The sequence below is a fragment of the Nostoc sp. DSM 114167 genome, assembly GCF_052692655.1.
In genome coordinates this window covers 45,012-63,669 of the sequence record NZ_CP195116.1, presented here as the reverse complement: position 1 = coordinate 63,669, position 18,658 = coordinate 45,012, and the positions used below count along the sequence as shown (strand labels likewise).

Genomic DNA, 18,658 nt, shown 5'->3' with positions numbered 1-18,658 from the left:
ATTTGACCAATGACCAATGACTAATGACTAATGACTAGCTCCTCTTGAGTTTTTGGTAGATAGCTCATTCCTCGGTCAAATGATTTGAGGTTGCCAGCTTTGGCTTCGAGTAAACGTTTGATGTTCATGCTCTCAGCGCCAAAGTCTTCAATTTGAAGTTTGCCGTGGGTGACAGTTCCATCTGTTTTCCAGAATGTGATTCGATGCAGAATAAAACCAGAAGCTTCGGGGTCAGCAAAAGCGTAAGCGGTTGGAATCAGTAACGCTACAGAACGCTGATAATATTCGTAGTCTGGATAAAAATGTTCTTGTTCAAGTAAGTAGTATTTACTCAAAGAATGAACTCGTACAGACACTTTTACCTTTTGGTCATATTCATCTTTAAATTCTCCTGAATCAAGACCAATCTCACCATTTGGGCGTAGTAAATGTGCCCATTCATCTATATTGTTTAGGTCTTTTAAGTATTCAATACCGATTTCAATTGGGGCATCAACATAGATGGTGTCTGTATCGATAAAGTGACTTCCTTTAGCTGCCGAGGTCAGACCAGCTTTACGTTCCAAATTACCTTTGAGAGAACGACATTCAGAAGTGTGTACTGTGTGGATTCCCTGCATAATCATCTGAGTCTGCCGTTTGGGATCGACAAAGCTCAACCAGTGAAAATACACACCTTTTTCATCTGTTCCCGGCTCTATGTAGTCGGTGGGAAATAGCAAGACAGGATAAACCTGAAAATATTTCTGATACTCTAATCCACAGTGCCACTCAATGCCGTAGAAAAGTGGATTTTCTAATTTTTTAACGTGATAATAGAGATTTTTATGATAACCAGATGCAGATCCGAGCCAAGTATCTTCGTCAATTTGCTCTTTCATCCGGCTATAAAGCGTCCATTCATCCAAGTTTTTTAAACTACAAAGATACTCAAAAGCGCTTTCTGGAGAAGTAGCAATATATGCTGATGTAGCAAAGGTATTTTTTTCCATTGTTCACTCCTTAAAATAATAATAATTAAGCTGCGATCGCTGTAGTTTTGCTCTGCTTACTATTGTTTATTCGGTCTTCTGCTAATCGTCTGGCAGCATCGTTAGTAGTAACTCCTTGCTCTTTGGCAATCTCAAAAATTGCTAATAGCGTGTCATAAATGTTATGCACTTGCTTGAAAGCTTTTTCTTCGTCATAACCAATCATTTCGTTGTAAACATTAATTAATCCTCCAGCATTGATTACATAATCAGGGCTGTAAAGTATCCCTTTCTTGGCAAGCATTTGACTATGTAATTGTTCATTATCCAATTGATTATTAGCTGCACCAGCAATAATCGAAGCTTGCAGAAAAGGAATTGTATGACTATTAAGAATTCCTCCCAAAGCACAAGGAGAAAAGATATCTACATCAAGCGAGTAAATTTCCGATGGCTCTACAATAGTTGCGCCAAAAAGCCGTTTTACTTCTTCTGCTTTTGCTGGATCTACATCGCTAACAAAAAGCTGGACATCATGCTCATGTAAGTGACGACAGAGATTTTTACCGACATTTCCTAAGCCTTGAACTGCAACTTTCATCCCATCAAGTCTTTTGCTCTGCCAACGAGATTCTACAGCGGCTTTAATTCCGAGAAAAACTCCTAGTGATGTTATGGGAGCAGGCCCACCAGATTTTTCTGATACCCCAACAACATATTTTGTTTCTTGATTAATTGTTCGCACATCGTCAGGAGTAATATTGACATCTTGTCCGGTAATAAAACGCCCATTCAAACTATCAACAAAACGTCCATAAGCTCTCAACAGATCGTCGGTCTTATTTTCAGGATTAGCAATAATTACTGCTTTTCCTCCACCAGCAGGAATATTGGCACAAGCAGCTTTATAAGTCATTCCTCGACTCAGCCGAAGTGCATCTTTTAAAGCAGCTTCTTCGTTAATATAAGGCATGAGTCTTGTAGCTCCCATCGCTGGGCCCAAGCTGGTGTCATGGATAGCAATAATTGCCTTAATTTCTGGATTTTTACCATGACAAAAGAGAACTTGTTCGTGACCCATTTCTCTAACCGTTTCAAATAGCAGCATCTTGTCCTCTTAGTATTGGTTGGAATTGTTTAGAGAAAGTAATAAGCATTACAAAATGTAAATATATAGACACAAAACTACTCTCGGAACATTAAGATTAGATGAAGTAAAGGAAAAGACTTAAGGTTTAAAAAAAGAAGTTTTAGATTCCAGTTTTTTGAGTGTAGTTTCTGACTCAAATAAAGTTTTTGTCGCTTCTAAACTCATTCTTTTTCTTTTCCTGAATGAACTAATCCAAACTGCGTTGTAAGTTCTGCTTGATGCAGTGTTTTAGTGTCTATAACAATTGAATGAGATTGCATTTTAAAATCAAACCATTGGAAATGAAACCTGCTTGGCTGGATTTTTCGCGGCACTTGATTTAATTCCTTGTGCTGCCAAACTCTTATTACGTCCGCCAGAAGGTGCTGGGCGATCGGCGTCAATCACTACATCAATGAGAAAAGGAACATTTGATGCGATCGCTTGTTGTAATGCGGCTTCAATATCCGACTCTCTGACCACAACGATCGCTTCTGCTCCCATCCCACGAGCAATCATCGCAAAGTTTGTTGGTGGCATTGTTGCATCTGCGCCCTTTAATCCCAAGATTTTCATCCCTTGATGGCACATGTTGTAACGCGCATCGTTGAGTACAATCCAGATTGCCGGAATTTTGTATTTCACTGCTGTGCTGATTTCGTTATTCATCAGCATTGCTCCATCGCCGACAATTCCTACAGCCTTGCTTTTGCTTGCCAGTGCTGCACCCAATACTCCGGTGACGGCGTGACCCATTGCGCCGACTCCGGTGCTGACTCGGTAACGATTGGCTTCGGCAAATTGCAGTAGATGAGTTGACCAAGTAAACGAGTTACCACACTCCGCCATGACTACGGCATCGCTATCTTCAACAACGATCTTTTGAATTGCTGCCATCAAGACTTCTGGCCGCACTGGATAATCTACCTCTGTAGCAGGTTCAATTGCTTTGTGTTCTGGACGAGGTAGCGACATTGTGGAATCAGAAGCATCCGGCAATTGCTGCAACAACTCTTTCACAAAAGCTTTGATCTCAGAGCGAACTCCGAAAGTTTCAACGTGGGGATAGGCTACACCTGGAACTTCTGGATCAATATCAACATGGACAAAACCTCCTTTTGGAACTAGCGCCGAACTCCAGAAAGAAGTCGGTTCGCCAAGACGGGTTCCTAATACGAGTGTGCGTAGTGGAGGTTGCTGTTCCATATAAGTTAAGACGGAAGCATGACCGCCTAAACCTGTAACACCCACAAACTGGGGATGATCTTCAGGGAAAATACCTTTACCACGGGGCGAACACATAACGGCTGCTCCGGTTTTTTCTGCGAGTTCAAGGATTTCTTCTGCTGCGTCACGCGCACCGAAACCAACCCAGATAGCAAAGGGGCCAGATAATAATAACTCTACAGATTTAGCGATCGCTTCTTTGGAAGCAGTCATCTCAAACGGAGTAATATCTAGCAGGGGTAAAGCTATATTCTCAACTAAACTTGTCTGCACACTGGTGGGAATGCTCAAATGGGCCACAAATCCCCCTGGTTGCGCCATCGCTAATGCAAGTTTACGAAAAATCTGCGGTAATTGAGCCGCAGATTCAATCGTAATCGCATAGTTAAATAACGCTCCTGGGGTAAAAATCCCTCCACTTGGCAATGTATAAGTGCTGGTTTCTTGAATAGCCCAACGTCCACGCTGCGGTGCGGAGGTGCAAGCCGACAACAAAATCACCTTTGCACCTTCACCACGAGCCGCAAATAATCCGGTGAGGGCGTTGGTGATCCCCGGCCCGGCTGTGGTAAAAACTACCGTGGGGCGATTATTCGCAAAGTAAGCTTCGGTAGCTGCAAATGCGGCTCCGGCTTCATGGCGGAAGTTCAACACCTCTATGCTGCTATTGGATAGCGCACCCCAAAGGCTGGCCATTGCACCACCTGCGACACCAAAAGCGTAGCTTACTCCCAAATTTTCCAACATTTGAGCGATCGCATCGGCAACTGAGAGTGTTGGAGCAATTTCATCGTTTAAAAAAGGCTGAATTCCCCCATTATTCTCCGATTCATCAAGCTGACGGGAGTCAGGCACAGATTCGACATATCTGTTTGCTGGAAGTTCCTTGTATGGCTCAGTGGTGATGAGAGGATTTGAACCAGTATAGTTTTGACTCATTGGTTTCAGGTAATTTTAGAAAGTTACACAAAGGCTTTTTAGTTTACAATCACAGCACTAGAAATATTTAATACAAACAACTCTGTTGTTTACTACAGCTATGACCTAGCTTGGAAGATAGTAGAAATGGTTGATTGCTGCTGATTGATGCTTGTGAGCGCAGTACCAAAAAATTTTGACCAAAAGCATACAACAATTGAGGCTGTGCTTCTTACGGTAAGAATAAAGGAGATGAAGACTGTGGTGCAATCAAAAATCTTTTGATGGGGGTGTCAAATTTTTCGCTTCTATGATGATGACTATAGTGCTTAAAATAGATTGGCAAAGAAAAACTAAGTTATATAAATGCGTATAAAGTAGCAACTAACCTTAATTTAACTACGTCTCATAATCTTTACAAAACTTTATATAAGTAGCTTTAATAACACCGATCTAATTAATCAACACCTAGTGAAATTTCTGTCCGCTACAATAAAAACCCAGTTTGCAATGAAAAATCTTTTGATGTATGTGTCAATTCTTTCGCTTGTTTTGTGATTGTAACATTTGCAACTTAGTCACTTCAAATACTGATATTCTGCGTAGGCATCACAGAAGCGGCACATTATCAAATTTGCAATAGGAAATCTTTTGATGTATGTGTCAATTCTTTTGCCTTATTACTTACACAACTTTTTCTCTGAATTTAAGCATGAGGCGATTTAGCGGTCTTTATATTGCCACCAAAAACTCTTTGAGTCAATTATTTGTAACGATAAAGACATTATTTTTTAATTTTTTATATTTCATTTGAGAGATGACAAAGCATTCGGGACATAAATATTTTTTGAAAATTGTTTTTGATGATACATAAATCAGCACTATATACTTAATATGCGGTTACAGACTTTATTTTTGACAAAAAATATACAATATAGTATGTAATTTATACGGTTATGTAAATACAAATGTACTTCTTACGACAGATGACTAAGCATATTCTTCTATAGTTAAATTCCTGAGAAGGTAAGTTAAGATAAATTAAGAAAATAAGTTAAGCGGTTGAAGTTTATTCTTTTAATCCAGACCTACTACTGCAAATTCATTGATGTTGAAAATCAAACGACTCTATACGAGTAGTTCGCCAAAGTTCTTGGTAAGGAAAAGCTTAAAGGAGAAAAATTCTGATTCTTTAACCTTTCCCCAGTGGAAACCCAGGAATTTTAGGTTGGTGAACTCTTGTAGAGGCGTAGCAGTGCTACATCTCTAGAAGGGTTATTAATTAAGCATAATTAATTTCACCAGATATTTACCAGATATCTATTAGTTAATTCTGATGCAGGACTAGTTTAGATTTAAAAAAATATCTTTTCTACTTATAGATTAAGAGTTTAAAACTCTTATCTAATAATATATATTGACTAATCTAGATTTTATTATCTGAATTCTGTGATTTTATAACAATTTGTTGCCATCAATAATATTTTCTAAAATCTTTAGTTTTTTTAGGGAAATTTGGTTTAATAATTCAGAGGTTACTGGTACAATAAGTTTTGTTAAGCTAGTTAATAATATTTTTTATAGATTAACTCATTTTATTTGTTAACAGCCGAACGGACAGTATACCAAAGATTTTAGGAAATTATGACTTTTAACTCCTTAATGGGCATAGTGCTAATTGATTACCAGGAGGAAGTAAGAATATGAATTCTGGCGAATATACATTAGCTAGATCGAACAATCAATGGGCATTACAACCAGAAATAGAGATGAAGTTTGCTCACTTTCTAATAAATCACGCTGTAGATGCTGCCTTCTGTTTAGGAGCAAACGCGCAGTTTCTTTACGTCAACGATGCCACTTGTCTGATGACTGAGTATTCCCGTGAGGAATTACTTTCTATGAGTCTGCATGATATAGATGTAGATTTTGCTCTGCACAATTGGTCAGATATTAGCTCACAGGGTTCCCTTACCTTTAAATCTCGCTATCGGACAAAAAAAGGTCGGATATTTCTGGTAGAAATATCGATGAACTATGTAAAACACCAAGATATGGAATTTGGCTGTGCCTTTGCTCGTGAAAAAACTGATGAAATAGTAGAATTGAGCGTGCAAAAGTGGACTGATGAATTAAGAGATGCTAAAGATAATTTGCAACAAGAATTTTTTCAACTCAAAGACAAAGAAGTAGAACTAGAAACATCTCTTTCTTTACTTCGTTCTACTCTTGAGTCTACTGCCATTGGGATTGTTGCAGTTAACTTTGAGGGAGATATTCTCAGCTTGAATGAGAAATTTGTGGAGATGTGGCAGATCCCCGAGTCCCTAATATTATCTAAGAAATGTCCTCGATGCAAAGCATTTTTTGAGAACCAACTTAAAGATCCACAAGCCTTTAGTCGGCTGATTTGGGAAGTGTCTAGCCAATCTGATTTCGAGAGCTACGACATTCTAGAGTTAAAAGATGGAAGAGTTTTTGCACACTATTCTAAACCTCAATTACTTGAGGGTAAAATTATTGGGAGAGTGTGGAGTATTTGGGATATTACTGAATCAAAACAGACTGAAGAAGCATTACGACTGAACGCAACTAGATTTCGGACTTTAGCCGAAACGACAGATGCCGGCACTTTTTTGATTCAAGGTACGCGGCTTTGCTATGTAAATCCGGCAGTAGAACAACTCACTGGCTATACAAAAGAAGAACTGCTAACGGGTTTCGATCTTCGGCAATTGATTAAGAGCAAAAAACGCAGGCAAGTACGTAACCCGGATGAAGCCGCTAACTTTGAATACCAGGAGATGAATATCTTAACAAAAAACGGCACGGAGCGCTGGCTAGCTTGTGCAGTTGCCAAGCTTGATGGAGGGCTAGATTTTGGAGGAAAACCAGTCGAACTGATTGCAGGTATCGATATTACCGATTACAAATATGCAGAATTAGGGCTTAATCAAGCTTTAGAACAAGCCAAACAACTTAGCGAACTTAGAGCGCGTTTTCTTGCTATGGTTTGCCATCAATTCCGAACTCCACTAAATATTGTTTCATTTTCTAATAGTTTACTTAAAGAAGAAGTAGACAAACGTACACAGAAGAAAATCCAACCATTACTCGATCACATTCAAAAAGCCACCGAACAATTGAGCCTGATGTTGGATGATATTTTGTTCTTCTCCAAAGCAGAATCAGCAAAATTAAACTTTGAACCAAAACCGCTTGAGTTAGTTCAGTTTTGTCAGGATTTAGTTGCACAAATGCAGATGATTGTTAGCCAACAAACAATCAATTTTGTCAGTCAAGAGAAAACTCTAACAGCTTATATAGATAAAAAATTGCTAGAGCCGATTTTGAAGAACTTGCTTGATAACGCCATTAAGTATTCTCCCTCGAATCCGGCAATTAATTTAGAACTATCTTGCCAAAATGAAAAAATAATTTTCCAAGTAAAAGATAGGGGGATCGGTATTTCAGTAGTAGATCGACAACGAATATTTGAGCCATTTTACCGTGGTAGTAATATCGATCATATACCTGGTACTGGACTAGGACTATCGATTCTTAAAACCCTTGTGGATTTACATCATGGTCAAGTTTCTGTAGAAAGTGAAGTTGATGTCGGCACTACGTTTACTGTAGTGCTGCCATTAATCAAATCAGAGTTGACCTGTTCCGAGTTATGAGTGTTGAAATGAAATAGTTGTTAATTAACTAACTTAACAAGCATAACTCTCGGAACAAGTCGATTTAGATACTCACCAAAGAGTCTAGAATTAGCTTTTGCAAAAATTGATTGAAGAGAAAGTTATGTACGAATCGTCAAAGAAAATTCTCGTCATTGAAGATGATAGCGTTACCCGCAATCTTTATTTAAAGGGTCTTGAGGCTAAAGGTTTTGATATGATAGGCGCTCAAAACGGTCGTGTTGGTATCCAACAAGCACAAAAGGATATACCCGACTTAGTTATTTGCGATATCACGATGCCTGATATGGATGGTTATAGCGTTTTAAATACCCTACGCCAAGATCCTCTGACAGCAATTATTCCTTTCATTTTTCTGACTGGTAGTAGTACTAAAGCAGATGTTCGCAAAGCTATGGAATTGGGAGCAGATGATTATCTTACCAAACCCTCGACACTAGATGAATTGCTCAGAGCGATCGCTACTCGCTTGGAAAAGCAAGCTACTCTCCAATACTGGTGCAATATTCAATTCCATAAAGCTGCAAAATCAGTATTTGCAGATCGTACTACAGCGATCGCTGCCGATGTTGCCGTAGCCTCTGATAAAGAAGTCAACATTCCTCCTAAGTCAATTTTTCCCAACATTCCGCAATTAAAAGAAGTTTTCGACTTTATCGAAGCCCATTATCATCAAGGAATTACTTTATGTGATGTGGCTGTTGCTGTTGGTTACTCATCGGCTTACTTAACTAACCGAGTAAAAGAGACAAGTGGAGAGACTGTAAACTGCTGGATTGTCAAACGCCGGATGGCGGAAGCTTGTTTTTTACTCCAAAATAATAATCACACAGTTGAAAAGATAGCGAAAGCATTAGGCTATCAAGATGTGTCTCATTTCTCCCGTCAGTTTCGCCAACATCACGGTTTACCTCCCCAAGCTTGGCGCAAAGAGCATCAACTTGTATCGCAAAAACAGGTGAAACTGTGGTGAAAGTAGATTTTATACAAATAGTTGTGTAAACTCATATATTAAATCCACCCTACCTTTACGTAACATGGCTGGATCTAATCTTTCAGTAGTATTACAAGTCATCAACACAACTAACCGTTGCTGCATCTGAATACCAGAGTCATCAATTACACTCTGATACAAAGTACCATCTAGCAAACTCAGAATGTGTTCGGTTTTGTTATTGTATTGCGCTACCTCCGAAGCACGATTTTGCGCTAGATTATCAGCTTCGTTAATAACAATACAAATACGCTCTATGTAAGTCGGTGGGACAAAATTAGCGATCGCATCATGATCTAAAATAAAAATTACATACCCTAAAGGTACAAGAATTTCTTTTGCTACTGCCTGTGTCCAGACTGTTTTACCAGTACCCGGTTGTCCATGTACAACAACCGCTAACTGGTTTTGATTCAGAATCGCTTGCTGTACAGAATCAGTAAAGTTTTGGATATCTGCGGGAAATGTCCGAATGGCAAATTGACTATGAACTTTGCCTACACGACTTTGATATCCACTCAACATCACTGCTAAGTCGTAAGTTGCTTTGTTAATTAGTGGCGCGAGATTTTTCGCCATTAAAGTATATTGTCGTCGCCCGCGATCGTAGGCATCAATTTGCAACCAAATGTCATACTTAGACCAGTAAGCGTAAACAGTATTAATAACGTCTAAGCGTTCCCAGCTAACAAATTTATCTATCGGAAAGTAAAAATCTCTTTCTGAGTAATACTGAGTAATAATATCAGGATTACCCAATACACCTAAAACTCGCAGTACAGTAATTTCTTGCAGTCGATTCAGAACATAATCAATAGGAATGCTACTACGACTGACAAATTGGACAATAGGCGTTTCCGTACTCAAAACATCTTTGTAGCGATGATCTGGTGATTGCGGATCTGGCGTGATGTAATTCCAAAACTTTTCAACTTCGTAACGGGTATTATCAGATACAACACTTAATAAATTAGCCCACCAAGCATAATTATTTCGTCCTAAAACATCAGCAACATTACTCGCCAAATTCAAACTTTTTTGACTTAATTCGCGGGAGTCACTGTACAATAGTTGCCATAAAAATCCCCAGTCTAACTCTCGGTTAAGCGGTCGCCAACCGCAAGCAAGTAAACTTTGCCGAGTGTTATTTGTAGGAGTGCCTTCATTGCTTCTAAAATAGTCAAAATCCATATTTATCGGTTATGCAGCGTTAATTCAGTTATTTTGTGTTAAGTAGGAAGTTTTGAAAATTTTTTCTCGCAATCTTAACTAATTGCGTGCAAATGGTAATTTTATTTCTACTGTACTAGCGAGGAAGTCTTTTTAATTTAACTCATTACTATTGTAGCATACTGTATTACACAACAACTACTTGCGTCAACTTTTTTGACAAACCAATTGGTAAGTGAGTGTTTACTTTTAGCGATTGATTTATCTACACTACTTATCCATCTGTAGATGAGGACTTACAGCAGATTTCTAGTTGATGAAGTACACAAGCTAGTTTGAACGTATAAAGCTTGTTTTACTTCTGTTAGCGCAGCGTAGCTCATTCTGACTCTTGAATTCTGCTATATATCATGTCCGTGGATATTTTTCAGAAGGTTTTATTTGCTGTTTACCTAGCCAGTCTCGAAAGCTGGAATGATAGAGACTGTAATGGGTTTCTGAGGCGATTTTTTGTTGCTGTAAGAACTCTAGCCAATTTTCTAACACTTCTTCAACTTCATACTCATCAGTATCAATGATTTGTGCGATCGCTGCGGCAGTCTGCGCCAAAGCTTCCACTGATATTGCTTTTTGCTGCTGTATTAAGACATTTAACACATCTGTGCTATGTTCCGTGTCTTGTTCGGGTGGAAACATTTTGTGTAAATGCTGCTGATAATATGCTTCTAAACCAGGCGGGAGTTGATCGCACTCGAAAGATTCCGGGTAGAAATTTTCTGCTATCGCACCTACAATCTGGCTAACATACATAAAATTATTTTCGCTCAAAGTGGTGAGCAAATTGCTAAATTCCTCCTCATTAACCTGGTGATTACTCAACCAAGATTTAAGACTTGACCTCTCCCCCAACCCCTCCCCTACAAGGGGAGGGGAGTAATCTTGTCCCCCCCTTCCCTCGTAGGGAAGGGGGGTTAGGGGGGTTAGGTAATTTTGAATATAAGCTTGAATATCCCGCCGATTTTCTTCTGGATAATCTGCTAAATCAAGACTTTGCGAGGGTGTTTCAATTAATAAACCCGACTTGTCCCGCAAGAAAGGTCTACGAGTGAGGAGGAAATAGACCTTATCCGGGAGATAGCGGGGGAGATAAAACAGATTTGTACCAGATGGTTGGCTGTTGCGGTCAATGCAATTCAACCCATCAATGGCAATTATCAGTTTTTGATGAGGTTCTAACTCATCGCTGATTTGCTGGAGAAGACTAGAGAAAAACCAACTTCCTTCTGTGGCGTTATTAGGGAGAGAGGTGTAATTAAGCGAGTATTGATTAATGAGTTGCGTGCAGATATTTATGAGAAATTCGTCAGCACGATTTTTACCCTCAAGTTCGGCATTGTAATAAATAACTTGAGGATTGTTTGTCACATATTTGGCGAGAATGGCACTTTTACCGCTACCGGGTGCGCCAATGATAGTGAAGTAACCGTGGCGATGGCGGTGGAGAAAGTTGTTAATAGCCGTGAAGACAAATTCACGACCGACAAAGTTTAGGCTTTTGGCTTGAATAATTTGCTCAAAATCTGTGGGATGTCCTCTGGAATTGATTTTTGTTGGTGGTTTGGGTGGTGAATTCATAATTGTGAGGAATAATTATAAGATGAGGCAATACTACTCGGTTTGTGCATTTTGAACTCAGAATTTGGTTTGGGGAAAAGGTTAAAGGGTAAGGGTTAAAGGTTTTTTCTTTCCCTTTTCCCCTTCCCCTTTTCCCCTTAACCGACAAGTATTGACAGTGGAGGTAGTCATGACTGTGCAGTTATTAAGACGAAAATTCACGGTTGAGCAATATCAGAAAATGATTGAGTCGGGGATTCTCACAGAAGATGACCGAGTGGAATTGATACGGGGAGAAATTATAGAGATGTCGCCTATTGGGACAAAACACGCGGCTTGTGTAAATCGCCTGATTAATTTGTTGGTGCAGTTGTTAGGTAAGCGCGTCATAGTTGCGGCTCAAAATCCAGTTGCATTAAACGATAACTCACAACCTCAGCCAGATGTAGCATTACTCAAACCCCGTGATGATTTTTATGCCACTGCACACCCCCAACCCCAGGATATTTTTTTATTAATTGAAGTAGCTGATTCAACTATCGAGTATGACCGGGAAGAGAAAATCCCTTTATATGCACAAGCAAACATAATTGAAGTTTGGTTAGTAGATATTAACGAGGAAATTGTGGAAGTTTATCAACAACCAACAGCCGCAGGATATCAGCTTATGCAAAAGTTCGCTAGCAGTCAAACTTTATCAATTAAAGCCTTAAGCGATGTGAATATTAGCACCAACCAAATTCTCGGTCACTAATATTCTGCATAGTTTCTTAATTACGAATCACACCCCATTTCCTCAAGACGCAAAAAATGCACCTTACCTGAAGCATCTCCTGCTACGATTGTCACGCCGTTGGGTGCAATAGCACAGCAACGAATGGCACTATCGGCAGTGAAAGTGGCAATGACCTCCCCAGTTGCCAGATTCCAAACTTTGAGGTTGTTATCAGAAGAAGCAGAAATCAACTTTCTGCTGTCTGCTGTTACTACTACATCCTTAACATCATTAGTATGACCTATGAGTGTAAAAATTTCCTTTCTTGTTTCCATATTCCATACTTTAATAGTCTTGTCACTAGAAGCTGAAATTATCTGCATTCCATCAGGTGTAACTGCTACGGCATTTATATAAGTCGTATGACCATTGATCAGAAAAGATTCGTGACCATTTGAAATATTGTCAACTATAATAATTTTATAAAGACCAGAAATCACGTATTTACCATCAGGAGATATTGCTAAATCATAATGCACCCAATCATCACGAGATATATTAAAAATCTCTTTGCCTGATTTTAAATCCCATACTTTAAGACTGTGGTCACTAGAACTAGAAATCACTTTCTTTCCATCTAATGTTACTGCTAGAGCAATTATGCCTTGACTATGACCAGTAAGTTTCAAAATTTCCTTTCCTGTTGATAACTCTCTTACTCGGAGAGTTTTATCACCAGAACCTGAAATAACTTGTTTACTATCGGGTGTTACTGCTATTGCATTTACTGAATAAGTATGATTGTTAAAGGTAGAAATTACTTCTTGAGTTTCTAAATTCCAAATTTTCATTGTCTTATCGCCAGAACTAGAAATAGCTTTTTTACCATCTGGTGTTATTGCTAAAGCCTGTATACTATCGTTATGTTCTGAAGAATAAAGAGTTTTATTCTCAATTTCTAAATTCCAGATTTTAATACTATTGGAACCAGAAATTAAATTTTTATTATCTGGTGTAAGCACTATAGATTTTATGTCTTCAGCCTCTGCTTTGAATGTCAGTATATCTTCGCCTGTTTCGATATTCTAATATTTAAAGGTTTTATCGTAAGCATAAGAAATTAGTCTTTTCCCGTCTGAGGTAATAGCTATGATTGTTACACCCCCATTATGGCCTTCAAGACGTAAAACTTCTTTTCCAGTATCTAGGCTCCAACCCTGAATAGTATTTGCACCTGAAGCCGCAATGAGTAATTTTCCATCTAATGCTAATGCTAAACTCCTGACTAAGGGGGCTTCACATTTCCAAGAAAAAACTTGTGTTTTATTTTCTATATTCCATACTCTAATAGTACTGTAATCGTAACCAGCAATTACTCGTTTAGCATCTGGTGTGACTACTACAGAATATACTGCATCAATAAAATCAAAATCTTTATTATTTTTACTGCGAAGCATTTTTAAGAAACTAATTTTTTGTTCTTCTGAATTTCCTAATGTGCAAAATTCATTACCAGTATTTAAATCCCAAATTTTGATAGTGGTGTCACTAGAGCCAGAAATTACCAATTGACTATCAAATGTTACAGCCACTGCGTTTACTGAACTTGTATGTCCTGTGAGAGTAAAAACTAGCTGACCTGTATTAATTTCCCAAACTTTAATTGTGCAGTCACCTGAACTAGAAATTATATATTTACCGTTTGGTGTAACTGCTACAGCCATTATAAATTTAGTATGACCTGTCAAAGCTAGAATTTCTTCTCCCGTTTCCAGATTCCAAACCTTGAGAATGTTGTCATCAGAACCAGAAATCAACAGCTTACCATCAGGGGTGACTGCTACAGGATTCTCGCCCTTGAGAGTTCGGAGTAAGCGTCCTCCTGGTGGTGTTAAGCTAGCGGTCAAGGGAGACAGCCAAGGCACTGAAGTTTGCTGCTTGGCTTGTGTTAATAGTGCTTGAATTTCCGGTATTTTTTTATCTAGTAACCGTCCTTGTAACTGACTGCGTAACTGTTTTTTATCCACTGCCAAAATATGTGCTGATAGTCTCAATGCACCTTGAATCAATTTCAGACTTTCGATTTTCTCAGAGTTGTATTCTGGGTACTTTAATATCTCTACATCATCAATCAAATCATAATCATCAATTAGCGGCTGCACCCCAAACTCAGGATAGTTAATCTTGGCAGTAATGAAATCAAAATCAGTCAGAGTTTGGTAATATTTTTCTAATTTTCCCGACTTTACCAAGCTTGGCGCTAAACTACCCAAGTAAGCACGTTGAAAAGCAGGACTTTGTGCCGCTAATTTGTCAGCAAATTCTCCCATTATCACGCCATCTTCCCCATCAGGTAATCTGCAATGCGTTGATTAACCTCTTGAAATAGCTTCCGTTTGGAATCCAAAACTCGTTTTGCTTTCAAAAAGTCTAAAAAACTAGCGTGATAAATGCTATGGCAGATTTCTCCTTTTATATCCTGCTGCTTCAAATACTCAACCCACTCTTCTAAAACTAATTGCACATCATATTCATCCTGTTTGGCAATAGCTGCTATCATCTCACAAGGAATTGGTGTACCAATCTCCACTAAAATAAACAGGATAAATACTTTTATTTCTTGGGGCTTTGCATCCATCCCCATACGTTCCCAATGAACTTGATAATATTCTTGCAGTCCATGAGGTAATTGCTTTAAACTCAGGTCTTGATAGTCACCTTTAGCAATTCCTGGCAAGACATAGCGCAGGTACATGAAATTATTTTCACTCTTAGTTGCTACCTGCTCAACAAAATCATTCTCATCAATTTTGCGGTCTTGAATCCATTGTCTAAGTGCCTTCTTATGGTCTTCATCGACATTCAAAAATAACCAAATATACTTTTTGATATCTTCACGGCTCAAATTAACATAGTCATTTCCTCTTAAATCTAGCTCCTCCATCGGGACATCTGGTGCAGACAAGCGTTTTTTATCTATAGTATATGGTCGTCTAGTCAGCAGAAAATAGACACGTTCTGGTAGCGCCGTTGGTAAATCTAAAAGATTTCCCCCAGCTTCTTGCTCCACTTCATCCAAAGCATCAACTACAATTACCAGACGTTCGCTAACAGGAATTTTTTTACTAACCTGTTCTAGTAAATCAGCTAAATTAGCTTTCTCGACATTCTGCAACTGGTAACGCTTAGTTAATTGCTGGCGAATACTTTCAAGAAATAGCTCCGCTCGATTGCTACTAGTTTGGCGAATATTAAAATAGCATGGCGATTTATTGTCCCAGACGTATTTAGCAGCAATGGTACTCTTCCCCATCCCCGCATCACCCACTACTGTAAAATAACCACTGCGATTTTTATTGCAAAATTGCTTAAATGCGTCAAAAACAAACTGACGACCACAAAACGAGCGAATTTTTTCTCTAATTAACGACTTAAATTCTGTTGGATACTCGTCTAAATTCCATTTAGGAAAAGGCTGAAACTCTATTGATTTAGTTCTTTTAGCAACCTTAATAAATATTTCTCCAAACTCCTCCAACTCCGATCGCAGTTCAATTTTCATCAATCGGATATCAAATTCTGAATCCTGACCCTGCAAAAACTTTTCTACTTCTTTGTAGAAACCCAAAGGATCGTTTGAAGTATAAGCACTCCAAAAAGCATTTTTAATTTCTCTTTCTCGAAAAAGATTTAGCAGTACTTCGGGCTTATCTACACCATACTCAATTAAAGAATAAACATAAACACCATCAACATCTTTAGGCGGTTGTACTGGGTCAAAATTGAATTGTTTTAAAGTTCTAACTACAGTTTCATTGCGTTGAGCTTGATTAATAACTAGAGAAGCCGCAGGTTTAGCAATACTTTTAAGTACATTAACTACAGGGTCAATATTCATCTTCGCTAGCAGTAGAAATAATTTTTACACCTGTAACTTATCCTAACGACAGATGCCAAAATTAAGCAAATACACACATATAATAACGATACCTTTAATAAGTTGTGCTAACGCACCCTCTCAAACTCTTCCTCCGCGCCCGGTTATTGAGCGAAGTCGAAATACTGCGCCTCTGCGGTTCGATTCTCACACTCATTGCCAAAGCACGTAGACGTAGCCTTTGTAGTCATTGCCTAGCTATTTCGAGTTCCAAAGCTCAACTTTGACCTTCCGAGGCTCAACGTTGACCTTCTGAGGCTCGACGTTGACCTTCTGAGGCTCGACGTTGACCTTCTGAGGCTCAACTTTGACCTTCTGAGGCTCAACTGCGGCAATATTAACCTTGGAACCGCATAGATGCTTCTGACAATTCAGGTTATGTGGAAAAGTCCACCAAAAACCTAACCCCCTAACCCCCTTCCCGACACGGGAAGGGGGAAAATTCAAAGTCTCTCTCCTTTTGGGAGAGAGATTTAGAGAGGTTTTCCAAATGCCGTGAAAAGTCAGATAGATGCTTGGACACGAAAGATAGCCATCTATGGTATAGAAATGTATAGAATCTTGTAAAGATATAAAATATAGTCGTTAAATGCACACATTTCTCGCTTCTTCCTCAATGCAGCGGTCTTTACCACCAAATCACTTTCAGCCTATGAAGATTGTCGCACTGGGGGACAGCTTAATTTATGGATTCGGCGACCCGGAAAAAGGAGGTTGGATTGAGCAGCTACGGCGATGGTGGATGTTGCCGGATAGTGCCGGTCACATTCTTTATAATTTAGGGGTAAGAGGCGATCGCACCCAACAAGTAGCCCAAAGACTGGAAGTTGAATTTCGCCATCGGGGTGAACTGCGAAATCGCGTTCCCGATTTGATTATTTTATCCGTAGGCGTGAATGACTCAGCCCGGTTGGCGCGTCCCGATGGTCGAAGTTACACAGATTTTACATTGTTTGAAAAGGAAATTGCGTCTCTGCTAGATTTAGCACAGCAACTTTGTCCTGTGTTATTTGTGGGCATGGTGCCAGTGGATGAAGCCAAAATGCCATTTTTAGATTGTTTTTACTACAATCATGCCGACCAGTACCGCTACAAAGAAGCAACTCGAATTGCTTGCAGCAAACGGCAGATTCCCTATTTGGATATTTTTGAGCAATGGATGGAACGCGGTGAAAGTTGGCGACTCAAACGCTTGAGTGAAGATGGACTCCATCCCAATACACTAGGTTATCAAGCTTTGTTAGAAGATGTAATCAATTGGGATGCCATACCTTCTCTACGAGATGCTACGCGAACAATGGACTTTGCCAATGCAGCTTACCATTCTAAATTTGATTATCACCTAAAACCATCCTAATAATATAGATGTGTTGGTGCTTTGGGGGTAGCAGATATTCTCATATTTGCCATCCTCTCAAAAAGCACCACAATCTTCCTAATTTTTTAATGAAGCGAGTCAAAATCTATTTATAAAAACTCTAATTTTTTTATATTACTCCTAACTCCTAACTTTTGTACAGACAAGGGTTAATCGCGTCTCTACTCCTGACTCCTAACTCCTAACTCAGCACTCTTATGACACCAACTTTATTTGGTCGCTGGCAAACTCGATTATTATTACTAGCAACTGTCGGCGTACTTGTATCTTTGCCATTTGCAATGGGTTGGATTGGCCCTGGTGCTAACTCGGTTTATTTTTGGATACTTGGTTATGTCGCCATCTTTGGCTTAGGTTGGGATGTACTTTATGACTATCTCCAAAAATCCCGTTGGGATAGAGATTGGCCCGCAGCTTATCAACTTTTAGCTGGTATATGGGAATTAATATTTATATTTTGTGGAGTTAAGCTATTTGGCTTCTTGCCAATACCTTTACCGAAAGAAGAACTTTCGCCAGGAGCTTTTTTATTGCACTATAGCATCGTGTGGCTAGCAGTTTTTATTAGTTCTCAAAGTCTGATGCGAATTATTTTCCCTCGTTGGCGTTTTCGGGGCGGGGAGTGGTTGTAAAATTTCAAATTATCAGAAACTAGTTTAATCAAAAATCATAGCAATTTTCAGGTAATTCAACCGTAGGTTAGGGACGCACAAATGTACGTCTTTATAGTCGATTGTGCCTCAAATAGATAAAAAAGGCTATAAATCGCAAATTAACAAATTATCAAAAATCATATATGGCGGTTTTTGTTTGGATGCAATATCTTGTATTGACGTACAGTTTTGTACGTTCTAAGAACAAGATAACTTTGGAAACCAAAGCAACGCATTGCTTGTTGTAT

At 39.0% G+C, this 18,658-nt stretch carries 13 protein-coding genes; 5 read left to right on the top strand and 8 right to left on the bottom strand.

Going from position 1 to position 18,658, the window contains the following annotated elements; translation table 11 throughout:
- Positions 1-20 precede the first annotated feature (20 nt).
- From scyC to scyA, 3 genes are all read right to left on the bottom strand, one after another.
- Complete coding sequence (gene scyC, locus NSTC731_RS00345) at positions 21-992, bottom strand: scytonemin biosynthesis cyclase/decarboxylase ScyC (RefSeq protein ID WP_445629107.1); 972 nt, start codon at positions 990-992, stop codon at positions 21-23.
- 25 nt (positions 993-1,017) lie between these two features.
- On the bottom strand, positions 1,018-2,079 hold the full coding sequence (gene scyB / locus NSTC731_RS00340) for a tryptophan dehydrogenase ScyB (protein ID WP_445629106.1): 1,062 nt from the start codon (positions 2,077-2,079) through the stop codon (positions 1,018-1,020).
- A 309-nt stretch (positions 2,080-2,388) separates the two neighbouring features.
- The gene (scyA, locus tag NSTC731_RS00335; RefSeq protein WP_445629105.1) at positions 2,389-4,266 is read right to left on the bottom strand and encodes a scytonemin biosynthesis protein ScyA; all 1,878 of its coding nucleotides are present in this window, start codon (positions 4,264-4,266) and stop codon (positions 2,389-2,391) included.
- Between the two features lie 1,682 nt (positions 4,267-5,948).
- Between scyA and NSTC731_RS00330 the strand changes: the two genes are divergently transcribed.
- Complete coding sequence (locus tag NSTC731_RS00330) at positions 5,949-7,928, top strand: scytonemin biosynthesis sensor histidine kinase (protein WP_445629104.1); 1,980 nt, start codon at positions 5,949-5,951, stop codon at positions 7,926-7,928.
- Positions 7,929-8,052: 124 nt separating this feature from the next.
- Positions 8,053-8,922: a response regulator transcription factor gene (locus NSTC731_RS00325; RefSeq protein WP_445629103.1), complete on the top strand. Its 870-nt coding sequence runs from the start codon at positions 8,053-8,055 to the stop codon at positions 8,920-8,922.
- 9 nt (positions 8,923-8,931) lie between these two features.
- Here the strand turns inward: NSTC731_RS00325 and NSTC731_RS00320 are convergent, their stop codons facing one another.
- Both NSTC731_RS00320 and NSTC731_RS00315 read right to left on the bottom strand, forming a co-directional pair.
- Positions 8,932-10,134, bottom strand: coding sequence for an AAA family ATPase (locus NSTC731_RS00320; protein ID WP_445629102.1), 1,203 nt, complete (start codon positions 10,132-10,134; stop codon positions 8,932-8,934).
- A 387-nt stretch (positions 10,135-10,521) separates the two neighbouring features.
- Entirely contained in the window at positions 10,522-11,748 is a 1,227-nt protein-coding gene (locus tag NSTC731_RS00315) for an ATP-binding protein (protein ID WP_445629101.1), read from the bottom strand.
- Between the two features lie 169 nt (positions 11,749-11,917).
- Between NSTC731_RS00315 and NSTC731_RS00310 the strand changes: the two genes are divergently transcribed.
- Positions 11,918-12,481, top strand: coding sequence for a Uma2 family endonuclease (locus tag NSTC731_RS00310; protein ID WP_445629100.1), 564 nt, complete (start codon positions 11,918-11,920; stop codon positions 12,479-12,481).
- A gap of 20 nt (positions 12,482-12,501) precedes the next feature.
- On the opposite strand, the gene NSTC731_RS00305 is transcribed toward NSTC731_RS00310, so the two are convergent.
- The 3 genes from NSTC731_RS00305 to NSTC731_RS00295 form a co-directional block, all read right to left on the bottom strand.
- The gene (locus NSTC731_RS00305; RefSeq protein WP_445629099.1) at positions 12,502-13,464 is read right to left on the bottom strand and encodes a WD40 repeat domain-containing protein; all 963 of its coding nucleotides are present in this window, start codon (positions 13,462-13,464) and stop codon (positions 12,502-12,504) included.
- A gap of 63 nt (positions 13,465-13,527) precedes the next feature.
- On the bottom strand, positions 13,528-14,772 hold the full coding sequence (locus tag NSTC731_RS00300) for a WD40 repeat domain-containing protein (protein WP_445629098.1): 1,245 nt from the start codon (positions 14,770-14,772) through the stop codon (positions 13,528-13,530).
- A gap of 2 nt (positions 14,773-14,774) precedes the next feature.
- A complete protein-coding gene (locus NSTC731_RS00295; RefSeq protein ID WP_445629097.1) occupies positions 14,775-16,340 on the bottom strand; it encodes a P-loop NTPase fold protein in 1,566 nt (521 codons plus the stop codon).
- Positions 16,341-16,968: 628 nt separating this feature from the next.
- On the opposite strand from NSTC731_RS00295, the gene NSTC731_RS00290 reads away from it, so the two are divergent.
- A complete protein-coding gene (locus NSTC731_RS00290; RefSeq protein ID WP_445629096.1) occupies positions 16,969-17,736 on the top strand; it encodes a GDSL-type esterase/lipase family protein in 768 nt (255 codons plus the stop codon).
- A 218-nt stretch (positions 17,737-17,954) separates the two neighbouring features.
- Entirely contained in the window at positions 17,955-18,389 is a 435-nt protein-coding gene (locus tag NSTC731_RS00285; protein ID WP_445629095.1) for a hypothetical protein, read from the top strand.
- Positions 18,390-18,658: the final 269 nt, after the last annotated feature.

Bases quoted from the DNA above. Each gene is read 5' to 3' on its own strand.
- scyC (WP_445629107.1), bottom strand. From the start codon at position 992: ATGGAAAAAAATACCTTTGCTACATCAGCATATATTGCTACTTCTCCA.
- scyB (WP_445629106.1), bottom strand. From the start codon at position 2,079: ATGCTGCTATTTGAAACGGTTAGAGAAATGGGTCACGAACAAGTTCTC.
- scyA (WP_445629105.1), bottom strand. From the start codon at position 4,266: ATGAGTCAAAACTATACTGGTTCAAATCCTCTCATCACCACTGAGCCA.
- NSTC731_RS00330 (WP_445629104.1), top strand. From the start codon at position 5,949: ATGAATTCTGGCGAATATACATTAGCTAGATCGAACAATCAATGGGCA.
- NSTC731_RS00325 (WP_445629103.1), top strand. From the start codon at position 8,053: ATGTACGAATCGTCAAAGAAAATTCTCGTCATTGAAGATGATAGCGTT.
- NSTC731_RS00320 (WP_445629102.1), bottom strand. From the start codon at position 10,134: ATGGATTTTGACTATTTTAGAAGCAATGAAGGCACTCCTACAAATAAC.
- NSTC731_RS00315 (WP_445629101.1), bottom strand. From the start codon at position 11,748: ATGAATTCACCACCCAAACCACCAACAAAAATCAATTCCAGAGGACAT.
- NSTC731_RS00310 (WP_445629100.1), top strand. From the start codon at position 11,918: ATGACTGTGCAGTTATTAAGACGAAAATTCACGGTTGAGCAATATCAG.
- NSTC731_RS00300 (WP_445629098.1), bottom strand. From the start codon at position 14,772: ATGGGAGAATTTGCTGACAAATTAGCGGCACAAAGTCCTGCTTTTCAA.
- NSTC731_RS00295 (WP_445629097.1), bottom strand. From the start codon at position 16,340: ATGAATATTGACCCTGTAGTTAATGTACTTAAAAGTATTGCTAAACCT.
- NSTC731_RS00290 (WP_445629096.1), top strand. From the start codon at position 16,969: ATGCACACATTTCTCGCTTCTTCCTCAATGCAGCGGTCTTTACCACCA.
- NSTC731_RS00285 (WP_445629095.1), top strand. From the start codon at position 17,955: ATGACACCAACTTTATTTGGTCGCTGGCAAACTCGATTATTATTACTA.